This is a genomic window from Kitasatospora sp. NPDC007106 (assembly GCF_040634455.1).
Lineage (GTDB): Bacteria > Actinomycetota > Actinomycetes > Streptomycetales > Streptomycetaceae > Kitasatospora > Kitasatospora arboriphila.
In genome coordinates this window covers 1-26491 of sequence record NZ_JBEYFP010000033.1, presented here as the reverse complement: position 1 = coordinate 26491, position 26491 = coordinate 1, and the positions used below count along the sequence as shown (strand labels likewise).

Annotated in this window: 25 protein-coding genes; 6 read left to right on the top strand and 19 right to left on the bottom strand. The window is 74.2% G+C overall.

Annotation, left to right across the window (positions count from 1 at the left end; genetic code table 11):
• The 4 genes from ABZ641_RS06255 to rimP form a co-directional block, all read right to left on the bottom strand.
• Positions 1-287, bottom strand: a 287-nt coding sequence (locus ABZ641_RS06255) for a translation initiation factor IF-2 N-terminal domain-containing protein (RefSeq protein WP_359979570.1), incomplete at its 3' end; no start/stop codon positions are given.
• A gap of 194 nt (positions 288-481) precedes the next feature.
• Positions 482-775, bottom strand: coding sequence for a YlxR family protein (locus ABZ641_RS06250; protein WP_344626980.1), 294 nt, complete (start codon positions 773-775; stop codon positions 482-484).
• 70 nt (positions 776-845) lie between these two features.
• Positions 846-1847 (bottom strand): transcription termination factor NusA, encoded by a 1002-nt coding sequence (gene nusA / locus ABZ641_RS06245; protein WP_344626975.1) that lies wholly within the window; start codon positions 1845-1847, stop codon positions 846-848.
• A gap of 51 nt (positions 1848-1898) precedes the next feature.
• Positions 1899-2489, bottom strand: coding sequence for a ribosome maturation factor RimP (gene rimP, locus ABZ641_RS06240; RefSeq protein ID WP_359979567.1), 591 nt, complete (start codon positions 2487-2489; stop codon positions 1899-1901).
• 250 nt (positions 2490-2739) lie between these two features.
• Between rimP and ABZ641_RS06235 the strand changes: the two genes are divergently transcribed.
• Both ABZ641_RS06235 and ABZ641_RS06230 read left to right on the top strand, forming a co-directional pair.
• Complete coding sequence (locus ABZ641_RS06235; RefSeq protein WP_359979564.1) at positions 2740-3894, top strand: ferritin-like domain-containing protein; 1155 nt, start codon at positions 2740-2742, stop codon at positions 3892-3894.
• A 73-nt stretch (positions 3895-3967) separates the two neighbouring features.
• Entirely contained in the window at positions 3968-4897 is a 930-nt protein-coding gene (locus tag ABZ641_RS06230) for an aminoglycoside phosphotransferase family protein (protein WP_344626972.1), read from the top strand.
• Here ABZ641_RS06230 and ABZ641_RS06225 read toward each other — a convergent pair.
• The 9 genes from ABZ641_RS06225 to ABZ641_RS06185 all read right to left on the bottom strand — a co-directional run bounded on the left by ABZ641_RS06225 (position 4870) and on the right by ABZ641_RS06185 (position 16500).
• Positions 4870-5436 (bottom strand): GNAT family N-acetyltransferase, encoded by a 567-nt coding sequence (locus ABZ641_RS06225; protein ID WP_359979562.1) that lies wholly within the window; start codon positions 5434-5436, stop codon positions 4870-4872. The two genes, ABZ641_RS06230 and ABZ641_RS06225, sit on opposite strands and share 28 nt — an antisense overlap.
• A gap of 61 nt (positions 5437-5497) precedes the next feature.
• Entirely contained in the window at positions 5498-6373 is an 876-nt protein-coding gene (locus ABZ641_RS06220) for a GNAT family N-acetyltransferase (protein WP_344626979.1), read from the bottom strand.
• A gap of 178 nt (positions 6374-6551) precedes the next feature.
• Positions 6552-7712: a flavodoxin-dependent (E)-4-hydroxy-3-methylbut-2-enyl-diphosphate synthase gene (gene ispG / locus ABZ641_RS06215; protein ID WP_263105312.1), complete on the bottom strand. Its 1161-nt coding sequence runs from the start codon at positions 7710-7712 to the stop codon at positions 6552-6554.
• A 162-nt stretch (positions 7713-7874) separates the two neighbouring features.
• Positions 7875-9179: a site-2 protease family protein gene (locus ABZ641_RS06210; protein WP_344626970.1), complete on the bottom strand. Its 1305-nt coding sequence runs from the start codon at positions 9177-9179 to the stop codon at positions 7875-7877.
• A 50-nt stretch (positions 9180-9229) separates the two neighbouring features.
• Positions 9230-10459: a 1-deoxy-D-xylulose-5-phosphate reductoisomerase gene (gene dxr, locus ABZ641_RS06205; RefSeq protein ID WP_359979558.1), complete on the bottom strand. Its 1230-nt coding sequence runs from the start codon at positions 10457-10459 to the stop codon at positions 9230-9232.
• A 67-nt stretch (positions 10460-10526) separates the two neighbouring features.
• Positions 10527-10934, bottom strand: coding sequence for a hypothetical protein (locus ABZ641_RS06200; protein WP_344626968.1), 408 nt, complete (start codon positions 10932-10934; stop codon positions 10527-10529).
• A 160-nt stretch (positions 10935-11094) separates the two neighbouring features.
• Positions 11095-12537 carry an aldehyde dehydrogenase family protein gene (locus tag ABZ641_RS06195; protein ID WP_344626967.1) on the bottom strand — a complete coding sequence of 481 codons (1443 nt, stop codon included), beginning with the start codon at positions 12535-12537 and terminating at the stop codon, positions 11095-11097.
• A 162-nt stretch (positions 12538-12699) separates the two neighbouring features.
• Entirely contained in the window at positions 12700-14265 is a 1566-nt protein-coding gene (locus ABZ641_RS06190) for a PucR family transcriptional regulator (protein WP_344626966.1), read from the bottom strand.
• Positions 14266-14460: 195 nt separating this feature from the next.
• Positions 14461-16500 (bottom strand): ATP-binding protein, encoded by a 2040-nt coding sequence (locus tag ABZ641_RS06185; RefSeq protein WP_359979554.1) that lies wholly within the window; start codon positions 16498-16500, stop codon positions 14461-14463.
• A gap of 228 nt (positions 16501-16728) precedes the next feature.
• Between ABZ641_RS06185 and gabT the strand changes: the two genes are divergently transcribed.
• Together gabT and ABZ641_RS06175 are read left to right on the top strand one after the other, a co-directional pair.
• Positions 16729-18069, top strand: coding sequence for a 4-aminobutyrate--2-oxoglutarate transaminase (gabT, locus tag ABZ641_RS06180; RefSeq protein WP_359979552.1), 1341 nt, complete (start codon positions 16729-16731; stop codon positions 18067-18069).
• 438 nt (positions 18070-18507) lie between these two features.
• A complete protein-coding gene (locus tag ABZ641_RS06175; protein ID WP_359979576.1) occupies positions 18508-19170 on the top strand; it encodes a phosphatase PAP2 family protein in 663 nt (220 codons plus the stop codon).
• A gap of 55 nt (positions 19171-19225) precedes the next feature.
• On the opposite strand, the gene ABZ641_RS06170 is transcribed toward ABZ641_RS06175, so the two are convergent.
• Positions 19226-19567 (bottom strand): DUF2218 domain-containing protein, encoded by a 342-nt coding sequence (locus tag ABZ641_RS06170; RefSeq protein ID WP_359979549.1) that lies wholly within the window; start codon positions 19565-19567, stop codon positions 19226-19228.
• Positions 19568-19778: 211 nt separating this feature from the next.
• On the opposite strand from ABZ641_RS06170, the gene ABZ641_RS06165 reads away from it, so the two are divergent.
• Positions 19779-20273 (top strand): MarR family transcriptional regulator, encoded by a 495-nt coding sequence (locus ABZ641_RS06165; protein WP_359979546.1) that lies wholly within the window; start codon positions 19779-19781, stop codon positions 20271-20273.
• Here the strand turns inward: ABZ641_RS06165 and ABZ641_RS06160 are convergent.
• Positions 20176-21105 carry an EamA family transporter gene (locus tag ABZ641_RS06160; protein ID WP_359979573.1) on the bottom strand — a complete coding sequence of 310 codons (930 nt, stop codon included), beginning with the start codon at positions 21103-21105 and terminating at the stop codon, positions 20176-20178. The two genes, ABZ641_RS06165 and ABZ641_RS06160, sit on opposite strands and share 98 nt — an antisense overlap.
• A 176-nt stretch (positions 21106-21281) precedes the next feature.
• Between ABZ641_RS06160 and ABZ641_RS06155 the strand changes: the two genes are divergently transcribed.
• Positions 21282-22220 carry a LysR family transcriptional regulator gene (locus tag ABZ641_RS06155; RefSeq protein WP_359979543.1) on the top strand — a complete coding sequence of 313 codons (939 nt, stop codon included), beginning with the start codon at positions 21282-21284 and terminating at the stop codon, positions 22218-22220.
• Between the two features lie 63 nt (positions 22221-22283).
• On the opposite strand, the gene ABZ641_RS06150 is transcribed toward ABZ641_RS06155, so the two are convergent.
• The 4 genes from ABZ641_RS06150 to ABZ641_RS06135 form a co-directional block, all read right to left on the bottom strand.
• On the bottom strand, positions 22284-23003 hold the full coding sequence (locus tag ABZ641_RS06150; protein WP_263108094.1) for a ZIP family metal transporter: 720 nt from the start codon (positions 23001-23003) through the stop codon (positions 22284-22286).
• Between the two features lie 181 nt (positions 23004-23184).
• The gene (locus ABZ641_RS06145) at positions 23185-23616 is read right to left on the bottom strand and encodes a DUF6278 family protein (protein ID WP_344626960.1); all 432 of its coding nucleotides are present in this window, start codon (positions 23614-23616) and stop codon (positions 23185-23187) included.
• Between the two features lie 77 nt (positions 23617-23693).
• Positions 23694-25286 carry a restriction endonuclease gene (locus ABZ641_RS06140; protein ID WP_359979540.1) on the bottom strand — a complete coding sequence of 531 codons (1593 nt, stop codon included), beginning with the start codon at positions 25284-25286 and terminating at the stop codon, positions 23694-23696.
• Positions 25287-25733: 447 nt separating this feature from the next.
• Positions 25734-26336 (bottom strand): hypothetical protein, encoded by a 603-nt coding sequence (locus ABZ641_RS06135; protein ID WP_359979537.1) that lies wholly within the window; start codon positions 26334-26336, stop codon positions 25734-25736.
• Positions 26337-26491: the final 155 nt, after the last annotated feature.

Below are 26491 nucleotides of genomic sequence, written 5' to 3'. Positions count from 1 at the left end.
CGGTGCGCCAGGACCGCACGGGGCTGAACGACGAGCAGATGGCCTACCTCCGCGCCGGCACCGCCGGCGGGCTGGGGCGCCGCGGGCTTCCGCGGGCCAGGCTTCGCGGAGGAACCACCGGCAGGCGGCGTCGCTCCCAAAGCGTCAGTCAACTTGCGAACGACCGGCGCCTCGATCGTCGAGGACGCCGAACGCACGAACTCACCGAGCTCGGTGAGCTTGGCCATGACGGCCTTGCTCTCCAAGCCAAGTTCCTTGGCAAGCTCGTATACCCGGACCTTAGCCACTTCGCTCCTGTCTATCCGTCCGGGGTCATCGTCCGCCGGACTGTCGCTACTTCATGGGCGTACTCATCGCGTACTCATCGAGTGCTCATCGCAATCTCGACCTACTTCCATCTCGCGAGGTACCTGACGTTGCGCACCGCACACGACGAACGTGTGCCGTGCAGTTCCTACGGTGCTCCGCCGCGCCTGAGTCATCAGGACGCCGGGGCCGCGCCCGCCCGCTGCTCGACGTGTGACCGCAGTGCATCGGTGTCGAGCGGACCCTGGAGCCGGAAGGCCCTGGGGAACGCCCGACGGCGGACCGCGAGGTCGAGGCAGGCGGGATCGGGATGCAGATGTGCACCCCGCCCCGGCAGTGCGCCGCGGAGATCGGGGACGCATTCGCCCTCGACCGCCACGACACGCAGCAGCTCGTGCTTGGCCGCGCGCTTGCGGCAGCCCACGCAGGTGCGTTCAGGGCATGCGCGGACATGCGTCCGGCCAGACAACTTCAAGTCTACCCCTCCGATGGGACATGGCGCCGCCCCGCCGATCTCCGGGGGACTCCTAGAACACCGACTACTGGTCCGGGGATTCCCCGGCGGGGGCCTCGGTGTCCGGCCGGATGTCGATCCGCCAGCCCGTCAGGCGGGCGGCCAGGCGGGCGTTCTGGCCCTCCTTGCCGATCGCCAGGGACAGCTGGTAGTCCGGCACGATCACCCGTGCGGACCGCTGCGCGTAGTCCACGATCTCCACCTTGGTCACCCGGGCGGGCGACAGCGCGGCGGCGACCATCTCGGCCGGGTCCTCCGAGAAGTCGACGATGTCGATCTTCTCGCCGTGCAGCTCGGCCATCACGTTGCGCACCCGGCCGCCCATCGGGCCGATGCAGGCGCCCTTGGCGTTCAGGCCCTGCCTGCGCGACCACACCGCGATCTTGGTGCGGTGGCCGGCCTCGCGGGCGATCGCGGCGATCTCCACCGAGCCGTCCGCGATCTCCGGCACCTCCAGCGCGAACAGGCGCTTGACCAGGTTCGGGTGGGTGCGCGAGAGCGTCACCGACGGGCCGCGGACACCGCGGCGCACGCCGACCACGTAGCAGCGCAGCCGGGTGCCGTGCTTGTACTCCTCGCCGGGCACCTGCTCCTGCGGGGGCAGGATCGCCTCCAGCTTGCCGATGTCGACCAGGATGTTCTTGGGGTCGTTGCCCTGCTGGACGACACCGGTGACGATGTCGCCCTCCTTGCCCGCGTACTCGCCGAAGGTCTGGTCGTCGGCGGCGTCCCGCAGGCGCTGCAGGATGACCTGCTTGGCGGTCGACGCGGCGATCCGGCCGAAGCCGCTCGGGGTGTCGTCGAACTCCTTCGGCTCGACGCCCTCCTCCAGCTCGGCGGAGTCCTCCAGCGCCCAGACCGTGACGTGGCCCGTCTTGCGGTTCAGCTCGACCCGGGCGCGGCGGCGCGAGCCCTCGGTGCGGTGGTACGCGATGAGGAGCGCCGACTCGATCGACTCGACCAGCAGGTCGAACGGAACGCCCTTCTCGGTAACCAGCCCACGCAGGGCGCTCATGTCGATGTCCACGGCTACGCCTCCTCTTCTCTCTTCAGGTTCATGATCGGGGCAACGCCCCGGCTACGCGTCGTGCGAGCCGTCGTCGCCGGCGTCGTCCGTGTCGGCGGTGGCGTCGACGTCGGCGGTGTCGTCCGCGTCGTCGATGTCCTCGGCCTCGTCGAGCAGCGCGTCGTCCTTGCGGTTGAACTCGACCTGGACCCGGGCCTTGGCGACCTCGGCGAAGGCCAGCCGGCGCTCCTTGGGACGGCCGCGCCCCTTGACCGGCTGCACCTCGACGAGCGCACCCTCCTCGTCGCTCTCCAGCACCCGGGCGGTGATCTCGCCGCCGTCGACCAGCTGGATCTTCGCCAGCCGGCCCTCGGCACGGGCCCAGTGGCGCGGCAGCACGAGCGGGCGCTCCGCACCCGGCGAGCCGACCTCCAGCAGGTACGCGGCACTGCCCATCAGGTCGGAGTCGTCCAGCGCCCGGCCGACCTCGCGGCTGAAGTCGGCGATCGCGTCGAGGTCCACACCGCCGTCGGCGTCCACGTCGATCTGGACCTGCCGGCGGCTGCCCGCCTGGGTGATCCTGACGTCCTCCAGGTCGAGGCCCGCCTCGGCGGCCAGGGGTTCCAGCAGCGCACGCAGCCGGTCGGTCTGGGGGGTGCTCATCCGGGTGACTCCTCGGCCGCGTCTGCTGTTGTCAGGTGCTAACTCACGGCGCAGCCTATCCGGTCCACCGGGCAACCGCCGATTCCGACCGTGCCGCCCGCCCGGGTGACAGCGGCGCCTGCGAGCAAGCTCACACCCCCCGGTCGGACCCGCCCGCCCGTCCGGGGCCGGGGAGGCCCTGCGATGATGCACGGTGACCTCACGGTGACCCAGGGGCACCCCGCCCCGCGAGACGAGCGGGAGCGCGTCGATGCCGTCCCCCACCCGGCGGACCGTCCTGGCCCTCGGCGCGCTCGCCGGAGCGCTGCTGGCGGCCGGCTGCACCGAGGACCACCGGGACGCCGACCGCGCGGACCGGCCCGACCCCGACCTCCCGCTGCGGCTGCGCGCGGTGGCCGCGACCGACCGCCTGCTCACCGACTACGACGCGGTGATCGCCGGCCCCGGCGCCGACCGGGCGGCGGCGCTGCGCGAGCTTCGGGCCGACGTCGAGGAGCACCGGGCCGCACTGGCCGCGGGGCTGCCGGCACCGTCGCCGTCCGGCCCCACGCCGTCCTCGGCCACCGCGTCCGCCATGTCCGCCACGTCCGCCACCGCGGCGCCCGCAGCCGGTGTCGCCGCCCTGGCCGCCGCCGAACGCCGCACCGCCGCGGAACGGCTGGCCGACCTGGAGGCCGCCTCCCCCGCGCTCGCCCGGCTGCTGGCCTCCGTGGCCGCCTCCGGCGCCCTGCACGTCAGGGCGCTCGGCGACCCGGGCCCGATCGCCCCGCCGGCCCCCACGGCCACCGCCCCGGGCGCCTCGGCCCCCGGCGTCTCCGCCTCGGCCTCCGCCCCCGTGTCCCCGTCGGCCGCCCCGACCGGTGCCCCACCGACCGGGGCCGCGCCGGCCGGGTCTGCGGGCGGATCGGCGAGCGGCCACCCTGCACCGCTGCCGACCGGCGCGGTGGCCGCCCTGCAGGCCGCGCTGTCGGCCGAACACGCCGCGGTCTACGGCTACGGCGTGGTCGGCGCCCGGACGCCGGCCGGGCCGCAGCGGGACGCCGCCCGCGCCGGGTACGCCGCCCACCAGGCCCGGCGGGACGCGCTGCAGCGCGAACTCGACGGCGCGGGCGCCACCCCCACCGCCGCCGCGGCCGGCTACCGGCTGCCGTTCGCGGTCTCCGACGCCGCCGGTGCCGGGCAGCTCGCCGCGCACATCGAGACCCAGCTGACCGCGGTGTGGGCGGACGCCGTCGCCGGCACCGGCGGGGCGCTGCGGCAGACCGCCGCCACCGCCCTGCGGGAGACCGCGTTGCGCGCCGCGCAGTGGGGCGCCGACCTGTCGGCGCTGCCCGGCCTGCCGGAGCAGGACGCGGCCGACGGGGCGGGCACGACGCCCGGCACGAGCGCGTCGGCGAGCGGCTGACCAGCGGCTTCCCGCCGATGGCCGACAATGGACGGGCCGCACCCCTGTGCGGCGCACCGAGCGAGAGGCCACCATGTCGGCACTGCCAGGCCAGCAGATCACCGTCCCCGAGCGGCTCGCGGACACCGTGCGGGTCTGGGCGGGCGAGGAGGGGCTGGCCTGGCTGGCCGCCCTGCCCGAACTGGTCTCCGGGTACCTGGACCGCTGGGGGCTGACCCTGGAGCGGGTCGCCGACCCGGGCGGCCCGATCAGCCTGATCGGCTTCGTGCACCGGGACGACGACCTCGCCCCGGCCGTCCTCAAGGCCGGGCTGGTGACCCCGGAGACGGACCGGGAGCACGCCGCGCTGCGGCACTGGGCGGGCCGCGGCGCCGTGCTGCTGGTCGACGCCGACCCGGCGGCCGGGGTGCTGCTGCTGGAGCGGCTGCACGGCGACATCCCGCTGCGCTCGCTCGCCGAGTCGAAGGCGATGCTGGAGGCGACCGGGCTGCTGCAGCGGCTGTGGGTGCCGCCCGCGGACGGGCATCCCTTCCGGCTGGTGGTGGACGTGGCCGCCGAGCTGTCCGGGCGGATCGCCGAGCGCCGTGCCCTGCCGGGCGCCGAGGCGGCCGGGCCGCTGGTCGACGAGGCGCTGGAGACGGCCGCCGCGCTGGCCGGGTCCGAGCCCGAGCGGTTCCTGCTGCACGGGGACTTCCACCACGGCAACGTGCTCGCGGCGGACCGCTCGCCGTGGCTGGCGATCGACCCGAAGCCGGTGGTCGGCGAGCGCGCCTGGGACCTGGCCTGGCTGGCCCAGGACCGGATGGACACCCTGGCCGGCTCCCCCGGCCCCCGGGCGGCCGTCCGGCGCCGGCTGCAGCAGCTCTCCGGGGCGCTGGAGGTCGACCGGGACCGGCTGCGCGGCTGGACGCTCTTCCGCACCGTGGAGGCCGGCCTGTGGCACCTGTCGACGGGCGACCGGGCGGCGGCGGAGCTCTACCTGGAGTTCGCGGCCTGGCTGTGAACCGCGGAGAGCGGCAGCCGGGCCCCCATCACCGCGTACGGGCGGACGGTGTTCGGGAAGCGCACCGCCCGGGCGAGGTCGCGGTAGCCGAGCGAGCGGTAGAGCCGGCGGGCCGGGGTCTCGGCGTCGATCGCGGACAGGATGCTGCGGTCCTTGCCGGAGCGTTCGCACAGGCCGCGGATCAGCGAGCTGCCGAGGCCGCGCCCCTGGTAGCCGGGCAGCACGTGGAGTTCGGTGACGGCGAAGACGCCGTCCAGCCAGTCGCCGTGTCCGCCGGCCTCCAGGTACGGCTGGATGACGGTGGACCACCAGTGCTCGCGGGAGTTCGGCATGCCGTAGCCGAAGCCGACCAGCCGGCCGCCGCTCATCGCGCCGAGGGCGAGCACACCGGGCTGCTGGGCGTGCCGTCCGACGATGTGCAGCCGCACCGCGACCTCCTCGGGGGTCAGCCCGAAGGCGAGCGCCTGGACCTCCAGCGCGTACGGCGCCCAGGCCGCCAGGTCGATGGCCTCGATCGTCACCTCGGTGAGCTGCTCCATGACCGGGACGTTACTCCTCGAAGGCCCGCTGTGACCTGCGAAGACCGGGATCCGCCGGAGGTCAGAACAGGACGCTCATGAAGGCGCCGACCTCGGTGAAGCCGACCCGCTTGTAGGCGGCCCTGGCGCGCAGGTTGAAGTCGTTCACGTAGAGCGAGACGACGGGGGCGACCTCGCGCAGCGCGATGTCCAGGACGGCGGCCATGCCGGTCTTCGACAGGCCCCGGCCGCGGTGCTCGGGGGCGACCCAGACGCCCTGGATCTGGCAGGCGCCCTCGGTGACGGCGCCGACCTCCGCCTTGAAGAGCACCTCGCCGTCCTCGGAGAAGCGGGCGAAGGAGCGGCCGGCCGAGACCAGTTCGGCCACCCGGGCCTGGTAGAGCAGGCCGCCGTCGCCGGCCAGCGGCGAGATTCCGACCTCCTCGGTGAACATCGCGACGCAGGCCGGCATCAGCGTCTCGATCTCGTTGCGCCGCACCCGGCGGACCAGCGGGTCGGCCTCGACCTCCGTGGAGGGGGCGGTGGCGGCCATCAGCGGCTGGTGGGCCCGGACGTCCCGGGCGGGGCCCCAGCTGCGCTCCAGCAGGGCCCAGAGCTCCGCCGTGGGCCCGGCCGGGCCGACGATGGAGGAGCAGCGGCGGCCCTGGCGCCGGGCGCGCTCGGCGAAGGCCCGGACGGCCTCCGGTCCGGCGTCGACCAGGACGAGGTTGGCCCCGGCGTAGCAGAGCGACTCCAGCCGGCCGTCCTCGCCGTACCAGCCCCACATCTCGCCGCCGAGCCGCCACGGGTCGAGGCCGACCGCCTCGACGCGGGTGGCGACGAAGGCGTTGGCGACCGGGTCCCGGTGCAGGACCTCCAGGGCGTCGTCGAGATCCGGGGCGTCGAGCACGCGGGTGGCCGCCAGGGCCCGTGCGACCTGGAAGGGTCCGGGAAGCATCACACCTCGATCGAGCACAGGCACCTCACTAGACACGTCCCACGGGACTTCTGCCGCACCCTACTCCCCCGGGCGGCGCGGCAGGGAACACGAGGGCCGTCCGTACACCCCCGCGACCCCCCGGGACGGGGGTGCGGGGGTCGTGCGGACGGCCCAGGAGTCAGCGGTCGCTACCGGGTCACTCGGCGGCGACCACGACGGGCGCGCCGGACTCGACGCCCTGCTCCTGCATCTGCTCGGCCAGCTTGAGGGCCTCCTCGATGAGGGTCTCGACGATCTTCGACTCGGGGACGGTCTTGATGACCTCGCCCTTCACGAAGATCTGGCCCTTGCCGTTGCCGGAGGCGACGCCGAGGTCGGCCTCGCGGGCCTCGCCGGGGCCGTTGACGACGCAGCCCATGACGGCGACGCGCAGCGGCACCTCCATGCCTTCGAGGCCGGCGGTGACCTCCTCGGCGAGCTTGTAGACGTCGACCTGGGCGCGGCCGCAGGACGGGCAGGAGACGATCTCCAGGCCGCGCTGGCGCAGGCCGAGCGACTCCAGGATCTGGTTGCCGACCTTGATCTCCTCGGCCGGCGGGGCGGAGAGGGAGACCCGGATGGTGTCGCCGATGCCCTCGGCGAGCAGGGCGCCGAAGGCGACGGCCGACTTGATGGTGCCCTGGAAGGCGGGGCCGGCCTCGGTGACGCCGAGGTGCAGCGGGTAGTCGCAGGCGGCCGCGAGCTGGCGGTAGGCGTTGATCATCACGACCGGGTCGTTGTGCTTGACCGAGATCTTGATGTCGCGGAAGTCGTGCTCCTCGAAGAGCGAGCACTCCCACAGGGCGGACTCGACCAGGGCCTCGGGGGTCGCGCGGCCGTACTTCTCCAGCAGGCGCTTGTCGAGCGAGCCGGCGTTGACGCCGATCCGGATCGGGACGCCGGCGTCCTTGGCGGCCTTGGCGATCTCGCCGACCTTGTCGTCGAAGGCCTTGATGTTGCCGGGGTTCACGCGGACGGCGGCGCAGCCGGCGTCGATCGCGGCGAAGACGTACTTCGGCTGGAAGTGGATGTCGGCGATCACCGGGATCTGCGACTTCTTGGCGATGATCGGCAGCGCGTCGGCGTCGTCCTGCGAGGGGACGGCGACCCGGACGATCTGGCAGCCGGAGGCGGTGAGCTGCGCGATCTGCTGGAGGGTGGCGTTGACGTCACTGGTCAGCGTGGTGGTCATCGACTGGACCGAGATCGGGGCGTCGCCGCCGACCGGGACGTTGCCGACCATGATCTGACGCGAGTAGCGGCGCTTGGCGAGCGGCTTGAGCGGCAGGGACGGAATACCGAGCGAGATCGCGGACATGTGCGCAGGGTTCCCCTGGGTGAGGTCGGTGAGCCGGCCGTATTTGCTCGGGCCGGGCCGGGCGCGTCGATGAGGTCGCACCCGGCACACAACGGTACGGCACGCCCGCGGGCCCCAGCACATCCGGCGGTGCCGCGCCGGGCCCGGGCGGGCCGTCGGCGGTCAGTTCAGCTTGACCGGGTTGACCACGTCGGCGGCCATGACGAGCACGGTGAAGCAGATGAAGACGGTGGCGACGACGTACGCGAAGGGCATCAGCTTGGCCACGTCGAAGGGGCCGGGGTCGGGGCGCTTGAGCAGCCCGGCCAGGCGGCGGCGGACCGACTCCCAGATCGCACCGGCGATGTGGCCGCCGTCCAGCGGCAGCAGCGGCAGCATGTTGAACAGGAACAGCGACAGGTTGATGCCGGCCAGCAGCTGGACGAAGAAGGCGAGCTGCTGGGTGGCCGGGATGTCCATCGCGAAGACGTCGCCGCCGAGGCGGGCGGCGCCGACCATGCCGATCGGGGAGTCGGTGGAGCGGGGGGTGCCGTCGACGACGGCGTGCCACAGGCCGGGTACCTTGCCGGGCAGCGCGACCAGCGAGGAGACGCCGTGCTCGGCCATCGAGTACATCTCGTCGGTGGACTCGCCGAGGCTCATCCGGACGACGCCGGTCGTCGGGGTGAAACCGAGGAAGCCCGCGGTGACCGGGCCGCCCTTGACGGTGCGGCCGTCCTTGTCGACCGGGTTCACCGTGTTGCTGGTGATGTCGGCGGTCAGCGTCAGCCGCTGGCCGCCGCGCTCGACGACGATCGGGACCTGCTTGCCGGGCGACTTGCGGATGTCCGCCTGGAGCTGCTTGTAGCTGTGGATCTCGTCGCCGTCGAAGGAGACGAAGCGGTCGCCGGCCCGCAGCCCGGCCAGGTTGGCCGGGGACTTCGGCGCGTCGGTGGGGCAGGTGTCGGTCGGCTGGCCGGCCTTGACGACGCACTGGCTGACGGTGGAGACGGTGGGCACCGCCGTCTGCACGCCCATGCCCATGAACAGGAGCAGGAAGAGCACCACCGAGAGGATCAGGTTCATGAACGGGCCGGCGAACATCACGATGACCCGCTGCCAGGGCTTGCGGGTGTAGAAGAGCCGGTGCTCGTCACCGGGCTGCAGCTCCTCGTAGGAGGCCTCCCGGGCGTCCTCGATCATGGTGCGCCAGGGCGAGCTGCTGCGCTTGGTGATCCGGCCGTCCGCGCCCGGCGGGAACATCCCGATCATCCGGATGTAGCCGCCGAGCGGGATCGCCTTGATGCCGTACTCGGTCTCGCCCTTCTTGCGCGACCACACGGTCGGGCCGAAGCCGACCATGTACTGCGGGACGCGGATCTTGAACAGCTTGGCGGTGGACAGGTGCCCCAGCTCGTGCCACGCGATCGAGAACAGCAGCCCGATCAGGAAGATCAGGATGCCGAGCACCCACATCAGATTGCTCACCGCTCGCCCTCCGCCATGCCGTCGTCGCTCCGCTCGCCGCCGTCGTGCTCTCAGCCCGCCGCCAGCTCGCGGGCCCGGGCTCGGGCCCAGTCCTCCGCCTGGAGGACGTCCGCGACCGTGAGCGAAGTTCCCCGCGCGGGGGTGCCGTGCTCGGCGACGACCTTCGCCACAGTGTCCACGATTCCGGTGAAGGGCAGCCGGCCGCCGAGGAAGGCGTCCACGCACTCCTCGTTCGCCGCGTTGAACACCGCGGGGGCGGTGCCGCCGAGCGTACCGACCTCGCGGGCGAGCGAGACGGCCGGGAAGGCCTCGTCGTCGAGCGGGAAGAACTCCCAGGTCGCGGCCTTCGTCCAGTCGCAGCCGGGGGCCGCGTCCGGGACGCGCTCGGGCCAGCCGAGGCCGAGCGCGATCGGCATCCGCATGTCCGGCGGGCTGGCCTGGGCGAGGGTGGATCCGTCGGTGAATTCGACCATCGAGTGGACGACCGACTGGGGGTGCACCACGACCTCGATCCGGTCGAACGGGACGTCGTAGAGCAGGTGCGCCTCGATGACCTCCAGGCCCTTGTTGACCAGGGTGGCCGAGTTGATCGTCACCACCGGGCCCATCGCCCAGGTCGGGTGGGCGAGCGCGTCGGACGGGGTCACCCCGGCCAGCTCGGCCCGGGTGCGGCCGCGGAACGGGCCGCCGCTCGCGGTGACCACCAGCTTGCGGACCTCGGCCCGGGTGCCGGCCGCCAGCGCCTGGAAGAGCGCGGCGTGCTCCGAGTCGACCGGCACGATCTGGCCGGGCGCGGCCTCGGCCTTCACCAGCGGGCCGCCGACGATCAGCGACTCCTTGTTGGCGAGCACCAGCACCCGGCCGGCCTCCAGCGCGGCCAGGGTCGGCCGCAGGCCGATCGAGCCGGTGATGCCGTTGAGCACCGAGTGGCACTCCGTCGCCGCGAGCTCGGTCGCGGCGTCCGGACCCGCGAGGATCTCCGGCAGCGGGCGGCCCGCGGCCCCGGCCGCGAGCGCCTCGCGCAGCGCCGGGACGGCGCTCTCGTCGGCCACCGCCACCGTCCGCACGCCGAGCTGCAGCGCCTGCTCCGCGAGCAGCGCGACCCGGCCGCCGTTGGCGGACAGCGCCACCACGCGGAAGCGGTCGGGGTTGCGCAGCACCACGTCGATGGCCTGGGTGCCGATCGAGCCGGTGGAGCCGAGGATCACGAGCTCCCGCGGACCGTCCGGGTCCTTGACCGCCGGGGTGTAACGGAGCTGGGGGTGGGCGAGCGAGTTCATGCCCCCATTGTGTCGTGCGGAGGGCGGTGCCCGGCGCGGGGTCGTGCGGTACGGACCACTCCCGGGCCTACTTCCAGGCCCAGATCTTCCCCACCGCCTTGCCGTCCGCGCCGACCTCCCACTCGAAGGCGCCCGCGACGCCCCGCAGGTCCGCGAACTCGGGCGAGTCGCTGCTGTAGACGATGGTGCCGCGCCAGCTGGTGCCGCCGCCCTCGGTGAAGCGGCCGACCCCGCCGCCCTGCCAGGAGGCGTGCGCGCCGGTGGGGCTCATGATGACGCCCTGCCCCTCGCCGTACAGGGTGCCGTCCGGGCGCAGCCGTCCGGTGTAGCTGCCCATGTCGTTGACGGTGACGCCGAGCAGTTGTCCGGTGCCGGTGAACGAGGTCTCCACGACGGGCGGCAGCCCGTGGTCGCTGCGGACCACCCGCTGGCCGGTGACCTGTGCCTGTTCCTCTCCGATGAGGTCGCCGAGCATGGTCGACCTCCCTTCCTCCCCTTCCGGACTACGCCCCCTCCGGGGGGCTGTCAAGGCAGGGGCCGACCGGCGCGGAGGGCAGGCAAACGCCCCGCCACCGGGAGCCGGTGACGGGGCGTCGGGGCGGTCGGACGTCAGCCGCCCGCAGCCGTGCGGACCGTCAGAGGTCCAGGCCGGTGAGCACCAGGACGCGCTCGTAGGTGAAGTCCTCCATCGCGTACTTGACGCCCTCGCGGCCCACGCCGGAGTCCTTCACGCCGCCGTAGGGCATCTGGTCGGCGCGGTAGGACGGCGCGTCGCCGATGATCACGCCGCCGACCTGCAGTTCGCGGTGGGCGCGGAACGCGGCCTGCACGTCGTGGGTGAACACGCCGGCCTGCAGGCCGAAGGAGGAGTCGTTGACGGCGGCGAAGGCCTCGTCGGTGGAGTCCACCTTGTGCAGCGACAGCACCGGGCCGAAGACCTCGGCGGTGGCCAGGATCGCGTCGCCGGAGAGGTCCGCGACCACGGTCGGGGCGTAGGAGGCGCCCTCGCGGACGCCGCCGGTGAGCACCTTGGCGCCCTTGGCGACCGCGTCGTCCACCCAGGACTCGACGCGCTTGGCGGCGTTCTCGTCGACCAGCGGGCCGACGTCCACGGCGTCGTCCGCCGGGTCGCCGGTGACCTGGTCCTGCACCTTGGCGACGATCTTCTCCACCAGCGCGTCGTAGACGGTGGCGTCGGCGATCACGCGCTGCACCGAGATGCAGGACTGGCCGCCCTGGTAGTTGGAGAACATCGCGATCCGGGTGGCCGCCCACTCCAGGTCGGCGTCGGAGTTCCAGTCGGCGAGGACCACGGCGGCGGCGTTGCCGCCGAGCTCCAGGGTGACGTGCTTGCGCGGCACCGAGTCCATGATCTGGTAGCCGACCCTGTCCGAGCCGGTGAAGGAGATGACCGGCAGCCGGTCGTCCTGCACGAGGGCCGGCATCTTCTCGTTCGGCACCGGCAGGACGCTCCAGGAGCCGGCCGGCAGGTCGGTCTCGGCGAGGATCTCGCCGAGCACCAGCGCCGAGATCGGGGTCGCCGGGGCGGGCTTGAGGATGATCGGGGCGCCGACCGCGATCGCCGGGGCGACCTTGTGCGCCACCAGGTTCAGCGGGAAGTTGAACGGGGCGATGCCCAGCACCACGCCCTTGGGGAAGCGGCGCACCACCGCGAAGCGGCCCGTGCCGCCCGGGTCGGTGTCCAGCCGCATGGTCTCGCCGTTGGTGCGGCGGGCCTCCTCGGCGGCCCAGCGGAACACCGAGACGGCACGGCCGACCTCGCCGCGCGCCCACTTGATCGGCTTGCCGTTCTCGGCGGTGATCAGACGGGCGATCTCCTCGGTGCGCTCGGCCAGCCGCTTGGACACGTGGTCCAGGGCGGCCGCGCGGACGTGCGCGGGGGTCGCGGCGAAGACCGGTACGGCGGCGGCCGCGGCGGCGACGGCCTCCTCGACCTGGGCGTCCGTCGGAACGCTGACCTTGCCGACCAGGCTGCCGTCGAACGAGTGGCGGACCTCGAAGTCCGACTCGCCGCTCGCCCGGCGGCCGGCCAGCCAGAACTCATGGGTGGTGGTCACGGTCGTACCGGCCCTTCCCTCGATTGGTGGATACCAGCCCACGGTAGGGCGGCCGGAACGCCAACCGGATTGGACACCGCGGAGTGGACCCCGCCGGCCGAAGTACACAGTGGCGTGTTGCGGACCGTCGGGGACCCGGCCCCGCCGATCACCCGGAGGCGATCACTCCTCGCCGGCGCGCAGGGCGAGCCACAGCTCCATCCGGACGTCGGTGTCGTCCAGCGACCGGCCCAGCAGCTCCTCGACGCGGCGCATCCGGTAGCGCAGGGTGTGCCGGTGCACGCCCAGGTCGGCGGCGGCCGCGTCCCACTGCCCGTGCCGGGACAGCCAGGCGCGCAGGCTCGCCACCAGGTCGCCGCGGGCCGTCCGGTCGTGCTCGCGCAGCGGCCGCAGCAGGCCCTCCGCGAACGCCGTCACCGCCTCCTCGCCGAGCAGCGGCAGCAGCGAACCGGCGCCGACCTCCTCGTGGTCGACCGAGCGGCGACCGCCGCGCAGCGCCACCGCCAGCGCCCGCTCGGCCTGCGCGTACGCCGTGCCGGCGTCCTCCAGCGAGGTCGGCGCGGAGACGCCCAGCGCCAGGCCCTCGTGCTCCTCGACCGCACCCAGGCAGGCCCGGTGGGCGGCGCCGTTGTCCTGCGCCAGCACCAGCAGCCGCGGCCCGTGCGGGCCGTCCTCGCGGGAGACGAGCAGCCGCTCGCCGACCCGGCCGCCGGCCTGCTCCGCCCGGTCGCCGAGCTCGCTCAGCGTCTCCGCGGCCTCCGGGCCGGTGCCCGCACCGGCCACCATCACCCGCGCCTCGCCCTCCGGCAGCCCGCCGAACACGCCCGCCGAAACCTGCCGCGCGGTCGCCACCTCGCCCGCCAGCACCATGTGCAGCAGGGCGGCACCCATCCGCTCCTCGGCCTGCCGCAGCTCCCGCGACCGCTCCAGGGTCAGCGTCAGCAGCGCCACCGCCGCGTTCAGCACGTACCGCTCGGTCGGCGTGATCCGGTCCTCGGTGCCCACCGCCAGGAAGCCGCGCGGGCGGCGGTCCGCACCGAGCGACTGGACGACCACGAAGTCCTCGTCCGCGGTGTCGATCCCCGGCGAGCGGCCCTGCAGCGCCGCACTCGACGGCGCCGGGCGGCGGCGCAGCCGGTCCACCTCTGCCGCCAGCCGGCCGGCCCGCCGGGCCGCCCAGTCCGGCGCCACCGCGGACAGCGCACCCGACCCGTCGTACAGCGCCGCCCAGCCGCCGAGCCGGGCCGCGAGCCGGCGGACCACCGCCGTCGTGCCGTCCTTGCCCAGCGCGGCCCGGGTCAGCTCCTCCTGCGCCTCGAAGCTGGTGGTCACCGCCTCGTACTGCTCGGCCGCCAGCGCCGCCGAGACGGCCTTGCTGATCGCGATGAACGGCGTCGCCTCCGGCACCCGCAGCAGCGGCAGGCCGCGCTGCGCCGCCGCCTCCACCAGGGCCTGCGGCACCTCGGTGTGCGACAGGCCGACGCCCAGGCCCAGACCGACCACCCCCGCGTCGGCCAGCCGGTGCACGTACGCCTGCAGCCGCGACGCGGTCTTGCCCAGCTTGATGCCCGTGGTGAGCAGCAGTTCGCCGCCCTCCAGGAAGGGTGTCGGGTCGTCGAGCTCGCTGGTGTGCACCCAGCGGACCTGCCGCTCCAAGTGGTCCGTCCCCGCCAGCACGGTCAGATGGAGCGCGGTGTTGCGGACGACGGAGGCGAGTGTGGGGGGCATGGCACCTTCGCTGGTACGACGCGGTCGCGCCGTTGCGACCGCGCAGGTGAGGGGTTGGGGGGCTGACTCCATTATGTACGCCCCGGACAAGCGGCAGCACGGAATCCTCCGCCGCGGAGTCAGCGCCGCGGTGACCCGCCGCGGAGCCGCGCCGCGGCCGGCGCCACCTGCGGATCCGTGCGGACCGGACCGCCGTCAGTCCCTCAGGTCCACCAGCAGCGGCGGGACCTGGTCCCCGTCCACCGTCGTCAGCGACACCACGGCGTGCCCGCTCGGCAGCGCGTGCGCCAGGTCGGACGGCGACCAGCGGTGCCGCTCGACGTCCCGGGTGGTCACCGACTCGGTCTGCGCGGTCGTCCCGGACAGCGCCTTGCGGCCCGCCCGGGCGGCCTTGCGGACCAGCCCGCCGGAGGTGTCCGGCGTGTGCGTCACCGCGGTCTCGGTGACCAGGTGGGTGCCCCAGGCCTCGGAGAACAGCCGGCCGTCCCACGGGGCGATCCCCGGGAAGGCCATCCGGCAGCCGACCGCGCCGAACAACGGCGCCCGCAGCGGCTCCGGCAGGTCCACCAGGGTGCGCAGCAGCAGCACCGCGCCCGCGTTCGCCGCCCGCATCCGCTGCAGCCCGCGGACGATCTGCGCGTCCACCGCCGCCGAGGCGTCGTCCACCACCAGGCCGGCGAACAGCGACCGCTCGGTGCGCGCCGACGCGGCCTGCACGAACTGGGCGACCACCAGCCGCGACAGCATCCGGGCGACCTCCGGGTGGCTGCGCTCCGGCAGCTTCACCCGGACCCGCAGCGGGTGCTCCAGCGCCCGCATCGCGAACGGCGGCAGCGCGTCCGGGCCGCCCGCGAAGCTGCGCGCGAAGACCGGACGGTCCAGCAGCGCCAGCCGGTCGGCCAGCAGCGTGCCCGGGTCGTCGACCCGGCCGTGCCGGCTCTCGCGGTGCAGCAGGTCGGCCTCGTGCACCGCCAGCAGGCCGCCCGCCTGCAGCGCCTTGCGCAGCACCGCCCAGGCGTCCTGGTCCCCGCCGAGCAGCGCCCGCAGCTCGCGCACCCCCGGGTAGCGGCCGTACGCCGCGTGGTACGGGCCGACCACCTGCTGCAACGCGGTGCGCGCGGTCTCGGCGCGTGCCGCCAGCTCGTCCGGTAGCAGCGCGTCGGCCAGCCGGGCCGCGGCCTCGTCCGGGTCCGCGGCGGCGCCGTACAGGTCGAGGCCGTACGGGGACGCCGGGTCGCCCGGCGCGATCACCACGTCGTACCAGGCGTCCGGACCGAGGTCCGACTCGGCGGCGCCGATCACCACCGCGCAGGCCGTGCCGGCGAGCGCCTGCAGGCAGAGCGCCTCCGCGACCGGCCGGGCCAGCCGGGCGGTCTTCCCGGTGCCGGCCGGGCCGACCGCCAGCAGGGAGGTGCCGATCAGCTGCGGGTCCAGGGCGAACCCGGCGCTGCGGTGCGCGGGCGGGTTTTTCACCACGTTCTGCGCGGTGCCGAGGCGGACCTGACGGGTCAGCAGGTCGTGCCGGCCGCTGCGGCCCGGCAGGTCCCGGGCCTCGGAGGGGTGGGCGCAGGCGGCGGCACCGCGGACCTCGACCTGCTCGGCGAAGGCCGGCAGCAGCTCCGGGTCCGCCAGTACGGTCTCCCAGGCGTGGCGGATCCGCGCGTAGTCGACGTCACCGACGGGCTCGCCGTCCAACCGCCGCGCCACCTGCGGCGCAGCCCCCCGGATCCCGGCCCAGGGGTCGGTGGTGAGGGGGGTCTCGGCGTCCGCCGGGGGCTCCTCGTGCGTCACCGTCCTGGACAGCAGCGGTGCGACCCAGCGCCGCCAGACCTCGGCCCAGCGGCCCATCGATCCGAAGACCATGAACACCCCGATGAGCACGGCGACGTTCACGGCCAGGGCGATGAGGAAGGAGACGACGAACGAGCTGGGAACGGTGAGTCCGACCGCCGTGAGCAGGCTCTGGATCAGCGGCGCGCCCTGGAGGTACACCACGGCGCCGACCGCGAGGTTCAGGGCGGCGCGCAGGAGGAGGGGGCGGGCGGGGACGGCGGCCTGTTCGGCGCGGGTCTCGTCGTGGGGGCGGTGGCCGAGGCGGAAGACGCCGGGCGGGGCGTCGGGGCGGGGTTCGGTCGCCCAGGCGGCGAGGTCGAAGGGGAGGGTCCGCTGCGGGGGGACGGACGATGTCCGCTGCGCCTGCGGCGCCTGCTGCCCCCGAGTGCCGTCCAGTCCCATCCCGGCCCCACTCCCTGTCCCACCGCCGGCAATGCCATACCCATGCCGCCGGTCCGGCGACACGCCCGCGCTCAATGTAGTGGAGCAGGGGCGCGTGTTCGCTGAACCGGGCGCGCTGGCCGCGCCGGACAATTCGGGCGGCGCACTGCTACCGAGTGGCGCATGCTCGGGTCGTGGGCTCGGCCGTAGCCTTCGAGGACCGAGCACTGAGATATGGAGAAACCCGCCATGAGCGCTGCAACCCCGCTCCCGCAGGAGCGCCGCCTGGTCACCGCGATCCCCGGCCCGAAGTCGCAGGAGCTGCAGGCCCGCAAGCTCGGTGCGGTGGCCGCGGGTGTCGGCACCACCCTCCCCGTGTACGTGGCCCGTGCCAACGGCGGCGTGCTGGAGGACGTGGACGGCAACAGCCTGATCGACTTCGGTTCCGGCATCGCCGTGACCAACGTGGGCAACAGCGCGGAGGCGGTCGTCGCCAAGGCGTCCGAGCAGCTCGCGGCGTTCACGCACACCTGTTTCATGGTGACCCCGTACGAGGGCTACGTGGCCGTGGCCGAGCAGCTGAACGAGCTGACCCCGGGCGACCACGAGAAGCGCACCGCGCTGTTCAACTCCGGCGCCGAGGCCGTCGAGAACGCGGTGAAGATCGCCCGCGCGTACACCAAGCGCACCGCCGTCGTGGTGTTCGACCACGGCTACCACGGCCGCACCAACCTGACCATGGGCTTGACGGCGAAGAACATGCCGTACAAGCAGGGCTTCGGCCCGTTCGCACCGGAGATCTACCGGGTGCCGGTGGCCTACCCGTACCGCTGGCTGACCGGTGCGGAGAACTGCGCCGCCGAGGCCGCCGCGCAGGCGATCGACATGATCAACAAGCAGATCGGCGCCGAGAACGTCGCGGCGATCATCATCGAGCCGATCCAGGGCGAGGGCGGCTTCATCGAGCCGGCCAAGGGCTTCCTGCCGGCGATCGTGGAGTACGCGAAGGCCAACGGCATCGTGTTCGTCGCGGACGAGATCCAGACCGGCTTCTGCCGCACCGGCCAGTGGTTCGCGTGCGAGGACGAGGGCGTCGTTCCGGACCTGATCACCACCGCCAAGGGCATCGCCGGCGGTCTGCCGCTGGCCGCCGTCACCGGCCGCGCCGAGATCATGGACGCCGCGCACGCGGGTGGCCTGGGCGGCACCTACGGCGGCAACCCGGTGGCCTGCGCCGCCGCGCTCGGCTCGATCGAGACCATGAAGGAACTGGACCTCAACGCCAAGGCACAGCGCATCGGCGAGGTCATGCTGGGCCGTCTGCGGACCATGCAGGAGAAGTTCGACGTGATCGGCGAGGTCCGCGGCCGCGGCGCGATGATCGCGATCGAGCTGGTGAAGCCGGGCACCAAGGAGCCCAACCCGGAGGTCACCGCCGCCGTGGCGAAGGCCTGCCACGCCGAGGGCCTGGTGGTGCTGACCGCCGGCACCTACGGCAACGTGCTGCGTTTCCTGCCGCCGCTGGTGATGCCGGAGCACCTGCTCACCGAGGGCCTGGACATCATCGAGGGCGCCTTCGCCGGCGTCTGACGAGCCCGGGGCGGTGGACAGCGCCCCGCAGGAGCGGCCCGGTCCGACCAGGACCGGGCCGCTCCGCGTTTCCTCCGTCGGCACCCGCGGCCGGTCCGCGGGCCTCCTGCGGACCGGCCGCGGGCCGTGCGCCGTCGCGGGCGGCGGTGGGACGGGTACCACCGCGTGGAGGTTGTACTCCCGCTGGTGAAGATGCTGTGCGAAACCACTTGCGCATCTCTGCTCGGCGGTGCCTTTGACGTACTGTCATGACAGATGGACAGCGAGCCGCGACCCTTAGCGACATCCTCCGCCGCCCCGGCGCGGGCAGCTGAGCCTCCAGACCGATCGACCGACCGCCGGGCCCACACCCCCCGGGCCGTGCGGAGCGGCGATCACCTCGGCCGCCCCGGAGCTCTCCCCCCTGCTCCGGGGCGGCTTTCGTTGCTTGTCGTGCCCATGATGCTCGCGGTGCTGCTGGTGCTGATCTCCTGGCAGGTCGCGGTCGACGGGCCGCTGCTCGGACTGGACACCGGGGCACGGCACACCGTCCACGAGCTGCGCCACGCGCTGCACAGCACCCTGGTCAACCACCTCGGCGCCGGCCTGTCCGACCTGGGCGGCGCGGTGCCGGCCGTACCGGTGCTGCTGGCCGCGGGGGCCCTGGCGGCGGTGCGCCGCCGCCGCGCCGCGCCGGCCCGCTGGTGGCTGCCGCTGCCGCTGGCCGCGGCGGCCGCGGCCCTGATCCCGCTGCTGGTGGTGCCCGCCAAGGCCTGGTTCGCCCGCCCGGGGCCGTACGGGCTGCCGCTCGCGCCCGACCAGTGGGGCTGGTACCCGTCCGGGCACACCGCGACCTCGGCGATCGCCTACGGGACGGCCGCGCTGCTGCTCGGCGGGACGCTCGCGGCCGACGCCCGGTTCGTGCTGTACACCTGCACCGTGATGCTCTGCCTCGGCGTGGGGGCCGGCCTGGTGTGGAGCGACTACCACTGGCTGCTGGACGTGGTCGCCAGCTGGTGCCTGGCCGGTCTGCTGCTGTGGGCTGCGGCGCTGCTGGGGCGGCGCGCGCTGCCCCGCGTACCGGCCGACGGCGGGGGCCCGCCGCGCTGGGGATCCGACTGACCGGCCCGCGCGGACGATGCGGTCGGCGCGGACGGTGCGGACGGTGCGGGTCGGTTCAGCTGTCGGCCGGGGGTTCGTCCTGGTTGCGGTGGACGAGGCCGGGCTCGCCGTTGTCGCGGTGCCACTCGACGACCAGTTCGTCGCGGGCGCCGAACCGGACGAGGTGGCGGCCCACCACGTCCTCGAGGTCGGCGAGGTGGTCGGGCTCACCGTCGACGACCAACAGCAGGCCGTCCGGCTCCGCGGTGAGGACGGCGGTGCCGTAGGAGAAGGTGACGGTGCCGCGGCCGGTCTCCTCGGACCAGTCGGCGGTCACCCGGCGCCCGAGGTGGGCGGCGAGCTGCTTGCCGTAACGGCCGGGGCGGTCGGTGGCGACGCGGGCTTCGGATCGGGACACGGGATCTCCAGAGTGCCGGGGTACGGGAATCGGGGCGCTCCGCGCACGCGGGCACCCGTTGGACGGGGCCCGCCGGGCAGGCTCCGGACCGTCCACCACTACGGTAGGGCGAATAGTGAGGTTAGCTCAACAAATTTTCGGGACTGCCGCACCGATACCCTGGCCCCGCCCGCCCCGGGCCGGGCCGGGGCACTCCGAGCCGGGAGCCCCCATGACCACGCCGCCGACCGCCGACACCGCAGCGGAGCTCGCCGACGCGCTGACCCGGGCGATGAAGCGGATCCGGCGGCAGACCATGCACCGGCTGGAGCCCTACGGCATCACCCCCGCCCAGGCCCGCGCGCTGCGCACCCTGGCCCACGCCCCCGGCTGCGACGAGGGGCCGGGCGCCCCGATGCGGCTCAGCGACCTGGCCGAACGGCTGCGGATCGCCCCCCGCTCCGCGACCGCGGTGGTGGACGCCCTGGAGGAGGCCGACCTGGTCGCCCGTACCCCGGACCCGGCCGACCGCCGGGCCGTCCGGGTGGTGCTGACCGATGCCGGCCGGGCCGCGCTGGAGCGGATCGGACAGGTCCGCCACGAGGTCGCCCGGGACTACTTCGACCCGGTCAGCCGCGCGGAGCAGGAGGCCCTGCTGCAGGCGCTGCGGGCCGCCGAAGCAGCGTACGAATCAGCGACACCGCCCGGTCGGCCGGCACCGCGGTGAGCCCGATCCCGGTGATCACCAGGACGGCCGCGGCCCCGGCGAGCGCACTGAACCGCTCGCCGAGCAGCAGCCAGGACGAGGACATCCCGAACACCGGCACCAGCAGCGAGTAGGGCGCCACCGCGGAGGCGTCGTACCGACGCAGCAGGTGGCTCCAGGCGACGAAGCCGAACAGGGTGGAGACCAGGCCGACGTAGGCGATGGCGCCGATGCCCGCCGCCGAGATCCCGGCGAGCGCCCTGAGGTCGGCCTCCGGACCCTCCACGAGCAGGGACAGCGCGAGCAGCGGCAGCGGCGGCACCGCGCTGACCCAGACCATCCAGCGCAGGGCGTCCGCCGGGGCCGCCCTGCGGGTCAGCACGTTGGACAGCCCCCAGAACACGGCCGCCGCGATGACCAGCGCGAACGCACCGACCGGGCCGCCGAGGCCGTGGTCGACGGCGGCGAGCGCGATGCCGCCGAAGGCGACGGCGAGACCGGCCGTGCGCTGCCCGGTGGGGCGCTCGCGCAGCAGCACCGTCGCGAACAGCGCCGTGAACACCGCCTGGCTCTGCAGCACCAGCGAGGACAGGCCGGCCGGCATCCCCGCGTGCATGCCGAGGAAGAGCAGGCCGAACTTGGCCACGCCGAGCGTGCACCCGACGGCCGCCACCCACTTCCAGGCGACCCGCGGCGGCCCGACGAAGAAGACGGCGGGCACGGCGACGACGGCGAAGCGCAGGGCGCAGAAGAGCAGTGGCGGGAAGTTCTCCAGGCCGACGTGGATCAGCACGAAGTTGAGGCCCCAGACGGCGGCGACCAGCACCGCCAGGCCGATGTCGCGCGGCGCCATCGCGGCACCGGCGGGGCCCGCGCCGGCGGAGGACGCGGAGCGGCCCGCGGCGACGGAGGTAACGGGGACGGAAGCGGTGGTCGGTGGCATGGAATCGAGCCTGACGGGTGGGCACTGTTCAGCACCAGCGATGAATTCTGAACCGAACCGTTCAGCAACGCTTTACCATGGCCGTCATGTTGGATCTCGGCAGGATGCGCGCGCTGCACGCGGTGGCGGTGCACGGCTCGGTCGGCGGCGCGGCGGCCGCCCTCGGGTTCACGCCCTCCGCCGTCTCGCAGCAGATCTCCAAGCTGGAGCGTGAGACCCGCACCGTGCTGCTGGAGCGCCAGGGCCGCGGCGTGGTGCTCACCGACGCGGCCGTGCGGCTGGCCGACACCGCCCGGCAACTGCTCGCCCTGGTCGAACAGGCCGAGGTGACGCTGGAGGAGCGGCGCGGGCAGGCGGTCGGCCGGCTGCTGGTGGCCTCGTTCGCGACCGGCGCCCGCGGGGTGATGCCCGGTGCCCTCGCGGACCTGCGCGAGCACTGCCCCGACCTCGACGTCCGGCTGCTGGAGACCGACCCGTACCTGGCCGTCGAGCTGGTCACCCGCGGCGAGGTCGACCTCGCCCTCGTCCAGGACTGGCCGACCGTGCCGCTGCCTGTGCAGGACGGGGTCTCCCGCCTGGACCTCGGTCTGGACCCGGTGGACCTGCTGCTGCCGGCCGGTCATCCGCTCGCCGCGCTCGCCACCGTCCCGGTGGAGCGACTGCTCGGGCAGCGGTGGATCAGCGTCCCGCCGGGCAACATCTGCCACGACTGGCTCGTGCGCACGCTCCGCGAGGCCGGCGAGGAACCCGACGTGCTCTACCAGGTCGGTGAGTTCGAGACCCAGATCGCGCTGATCCGGGCCGGTCTCGGGCTCGGCCTGGTGCCCCGGCTCGGCCGGGCGCCGCTGCCCGCCGGAGTGGTCGCCCGGACGGTCTCCCCCGAGCCCACCCGCCGGGTGTACGCACTGTGGCGCAGCCAGGCCTCCCGCCGTCCGGCGATCACGGCCGCCCTGCGGGCGATCCGCGAACAGTGGGCCCTGGTCGAGGCGGCCTCCGCGGCGGCGGGAGCGGGTGCGCCCGGCTAGCCGGCCACGCCCCGGCTCCGCCCATCCGCCGCGGTTCATCCGACGACGTCCCCGCGACGGTTCTCAGTCGGCGAAGCCGATCACCAGCCACATGAAGCCCACACCGAGCAGCGTGCAGAGCAGCGTGGTCCGGGAGGGGTGCGGGCTGTGCGCCTCGGGCAGGATGTCCGAGGTCGCGAGGTACAGCAGGAAGCCGGCGAAGAAGCCCAGGTAGAGGCCGAGCACCTCGACCGGGATGGTGAAGAGCAGCGTGATCGCCGCCCCGGTCACCGGCGCCACCGCGTCCGCCGCCAGCAGCGTGAGCGCCCGCCTGCGGTCGTTCCCGTACATCCGGGTGATCGTGTACGTGTTGAAGCCGTCCGCGAAGTCGTGCGCCACCACCGCTATGGCCACCACCGTGCCCACCGTGGTGCCCGCCTGGAAGGCGGCCCCGATCGCGAAGCCGTCCATCAGGCTGTGCCCGACCAGGGCTCCTGCCGCGGTCAGGCCGATGCCCTGCCGGGCGTGGTCGTGGTGCCCGTGGCCGTGCGTGTGGGCGGCGTACTCGCCCTCGTGGCTGCGGTGGATCGCCACCGCGCGCTCGATGATGTGGATCGTCAGGAAGCCGGCCGCGAACATCAGCAGGGCCTGCGGCACACCGTGGATCTCGTCCGGCGCGGCACGGACCGCCTCCGGCAGGAGGTCGAAGGCGACCACACCGAGCATCAGCCCGGCGGCGAAACCGAGCACCAGGTGCCGGCGGTCACCCGTCCGCTGGGCGACCCAGCCGCCGACCAGCGTCATCAGGAAGGCCGCGGCGGCGACGAGGACGGCGGTCACCGGTCGGCCTCCGCCGCCCGCGGCGCCGGGAAGGACGGACGGCGGGGCGCCGGTGCGCACACGGAACCGGGGATGCACCCGGAATCCGGGGCGGGCACCGTCCTGGGCGGGAGCACGGCTACGGGGGCGGGCACGGTCGGCGGTCTCAGCCGTCGGTGGCGGCGAGGTAGGCCGCGGCGAGTTGGGGCGAGCCCTCGACCGCCCAGCTGTGGCCGATCGCCGTGACGTCGAGTTCGCGCCCGCCGGGCAGGACCACCAGCGGGCGGTCGTGTTCGTCGAGCCGCCAGACCGTGCCGGGCACGCGCCGGCGCAGCACCGTGCCGAGATACAGGCCGGCGTCGTTGCCCAGCCACTCCGAGACCTCCGGATCGTCGCGCCAGCGCGGGAGCAGTTGGTCGAGCTGGGTCAGCGACGTCACTCCGTCGTCGAGCCGCACGCCCGAGTCGTCGGCGAGCTCGCGCAGCAGCCCGCACTCGGCGAGCAGGTCGGCCATCGTCGGCTCGTCCGGCTGCGGCGGGATGCCGCCCGGGTGGTGGGCGTGCCGGGCACGCCACCTGTCCAGGAACCCGATTCCCATCCCTCCAGACTGACAGGGCCGCGGTGTCGGTGCAGCGGGCCGGGGCCGCGCCCGGCGCGGCGGGGCGGCCCGGCCGCTCAGCCCGCTGCCAGGGGCAGGCCGAGGTGCGTCCGGGACAGCTCCCGCACGCCCTCGCCGTCGATCAGGTGGATGCGCCGGTAGCCCTCCTCCGCGGCGAGGTCGAGCGCCGCCTCGCCGAACCTGCCGGTGGTCAGGCGCAGCCCGCGCTCGGCGCCCTCCTCGCGGACCGCCTCGGCGAGGGTGCGCACCTCGTCCTCGGCCACCGGATCGGTGTTCCGGGACGCCCAGACCACCCAGCGGCCGGGCAGCGCGCTGTCCGCAGTGCCCTCGGCGGTGGCGACCAGCCCGATCGGCCCGCGCAGCCGCACGCTCCAGGAGCCCAGTCCGCCCCGGGTGAGCAGCTCACGCACCAGCTGGGCGAACTCGTTGGGCGACAGCTCCGCCGGGGTGGGCACCGTCGCACCGGCGATGCCGTTCGGCACCACCGGCACGGGCCCGTACGGGTCGGGCGTGACCACGGCGGACAGCTCGCGCAGCCGCAGCAGCGCCTCGTCGTGCTCCGCGTCGGCGTACACACCCGGGGCCGGCTCGTCGTCGTCCACGACCGGGCTCCGGGCGCCGGCCGGGTCTGCCGGGTCTGCCGGGTCGGCCACCAGGCGGGTGCGGGCGAGTGCGTCGCGGTCGGCGTCCACGCTGAGCAGACAGACCGGGTCGGCGCCGGGCCGGCGCAGCCAGCCGTTCAGCACCACGCCGGCGAGGATCCCCTCGGTGTCCACGGCGTCGGCGGCCTGCAGCGCGCGCAGCGCCAGTCGGGCGGCCAGGCGGAGGTAGTCGGAGGACCGCTCGGCCGGAGCCCGCGGCACGGGTTCGGGCGTGCCGTCCTCGGCGAGCCGGTAGCCGGAGAGCGAGGGCACCACATCGAGCGGCGGCATGTCGAGGTCGAGGACGGCCGTCCGGGTCAGCGGGCGGAACAGGGCCCGGCAGGGGGACGGGATGTCCCGGGTGGCGACCTCGGCGGCGGCGAGGGCGCGCTCCAGCAGGGACTCCACCGCGGCCGGTTCGGAGAGCCGGTACGCCCGTCGGCACTCCTCCAGGCTCTCGTTGTACTCGCGCACCGCCCGGGCCTTCGCCTGCTCGGTCTCCTCGTGGGCGGCCCGTGCGGCCCGGGACTCGGCCGCGGCGCCCTCGGCCTGACGGGCCCGCCACTCGCGCAGGTCGCGCTGGTGGCGCAGCCGGGCCTGGGCGAGTTCGCGCTGGTAGCCGGAGTCGAGCAGCCGACGGGAGGCCGGTTCGTCGGGGTCGGCGGCCGGCGGCTGCGGCGGGGCGTAGTCGGCCCAGCGCGGCTCGGCCTCGACCGGCGGGAGGTCGGCGTCGGCCGGGAAGGGCCGCGGTTCGTAGCTGCGCAGCTGGCTCTCGAAGTCCATCGCGGAGACGGGGAGCGCGGCGCGGCGGAGCAGGTCCGCGAGGTGTTCGTGCTCGGCCTGCACGGTGAGGGTCCGATGGTGTGTCAGGGCGGCCGCGCGGGCGTGCACGGCGACGGTGTCCTCCTCCGACGGGCCGTCGGGAGTCTCCGCCCCGAGGTCGCGGAAGAGCGTGGCGAGGAACCCGGCCTGCAGCGGCTCGGCCGCCTCCGGGAACGTCTGGGCCACGGCGGACGCCCGGGCCGATGGTGTCCGGGCCGAGGAGGCGGCCGACGGGGTACTGTCCGGGCGGCTGTCGGGTGAATGCTGCATCAGCGGTCGATCCCCCACTACGTCACTGAGCCTCTACGTCACTGAACCACTGCGTCACTGCATCACTGGTCGTCCGGCGAGATCGCGGAGGCCCGGACCAGCCCGCGCGCGCTCGCAGGGGCCGCTCGGCCGCGGTCCCTGCGAGCATTCTCCACCGTTCGGATGCGATGGTCAGCCAACAACGGGAGTTGGCCACCGCAGTGCACCGACCGAGCCACCCCTGGGGGGCCCGTCGGCCACCGTGGTGCCGCCGTTGAGTCTCGGTTCGGTTCGGTCGGTGTCGGCGCTGTGCCTTCGGCTCCCTCCGGCGGTGGGTCAGTTCGTGCGGGTGTCAGTTGGTGTGGGTGTCAGTTGGTGCGGGTGTCAGTTGGTGCGGGTGTTGGTGAGGTGCTGTCCGATGTACCCGACGTAGATGCGGCCGCTGCCGGAGCAGTCGTCGAGGTAGTGCAGTCGAGGGGCGGTCGAACCGCCGCCGATCCGCAGGTGGGCTCCCATGAAGGCGCGTCGGGACGCGTCCACGCAGGGCGGCACCGGCAGCATCCGTTCGCGCTTCCACTTGGCGTGGCTCTCGACCGTGCGGGACTCCCAGCGGACGGCCTTGCGCGGCGGGAAGTGGTGGCAGCCGGGCGGGGTGTGCTCGCACCACGCCTTGAAGTCACCGCCGGCCTCACCTCGGACGGCTGCCGCCGCGTACTCCTGCAGGGCCGTCAACCCGTCCCAGGCGAGGCGCGCCCAGCCGGAGCCGTCGGGCTGCCCGTCCAGTGCGACGGTCTCCTTCTCGTCCCCGGTGAACTGCAGCAGCGGGAACTCGGCGAACCGGCAGACCAGCTCACCGAAGCTCTCGGGCACCAGTTCCTTGTCCGCGGCTATGTCCCTGGCCAGGCGGGCGAACGCCGCCTCGGCGGGAGCGCGCAGCGCGGCCACCGACGGCAGTCCGGCCTCCGCCGGGACCGCGACGGGTGCCACCGGAGCCACGCAGAGCCTGCTGCCGGAGCGGGCCGGGCGCGGAGCGCTGCGGCGGCGGCGACCGCGGTGCGCCGATCGATCACGATCAATCTGGTGTAGGGCTCGTCCAGCGTTCGGACCCGGCCGCCGGCCGCGGTTATCGAGGCGACATAGTC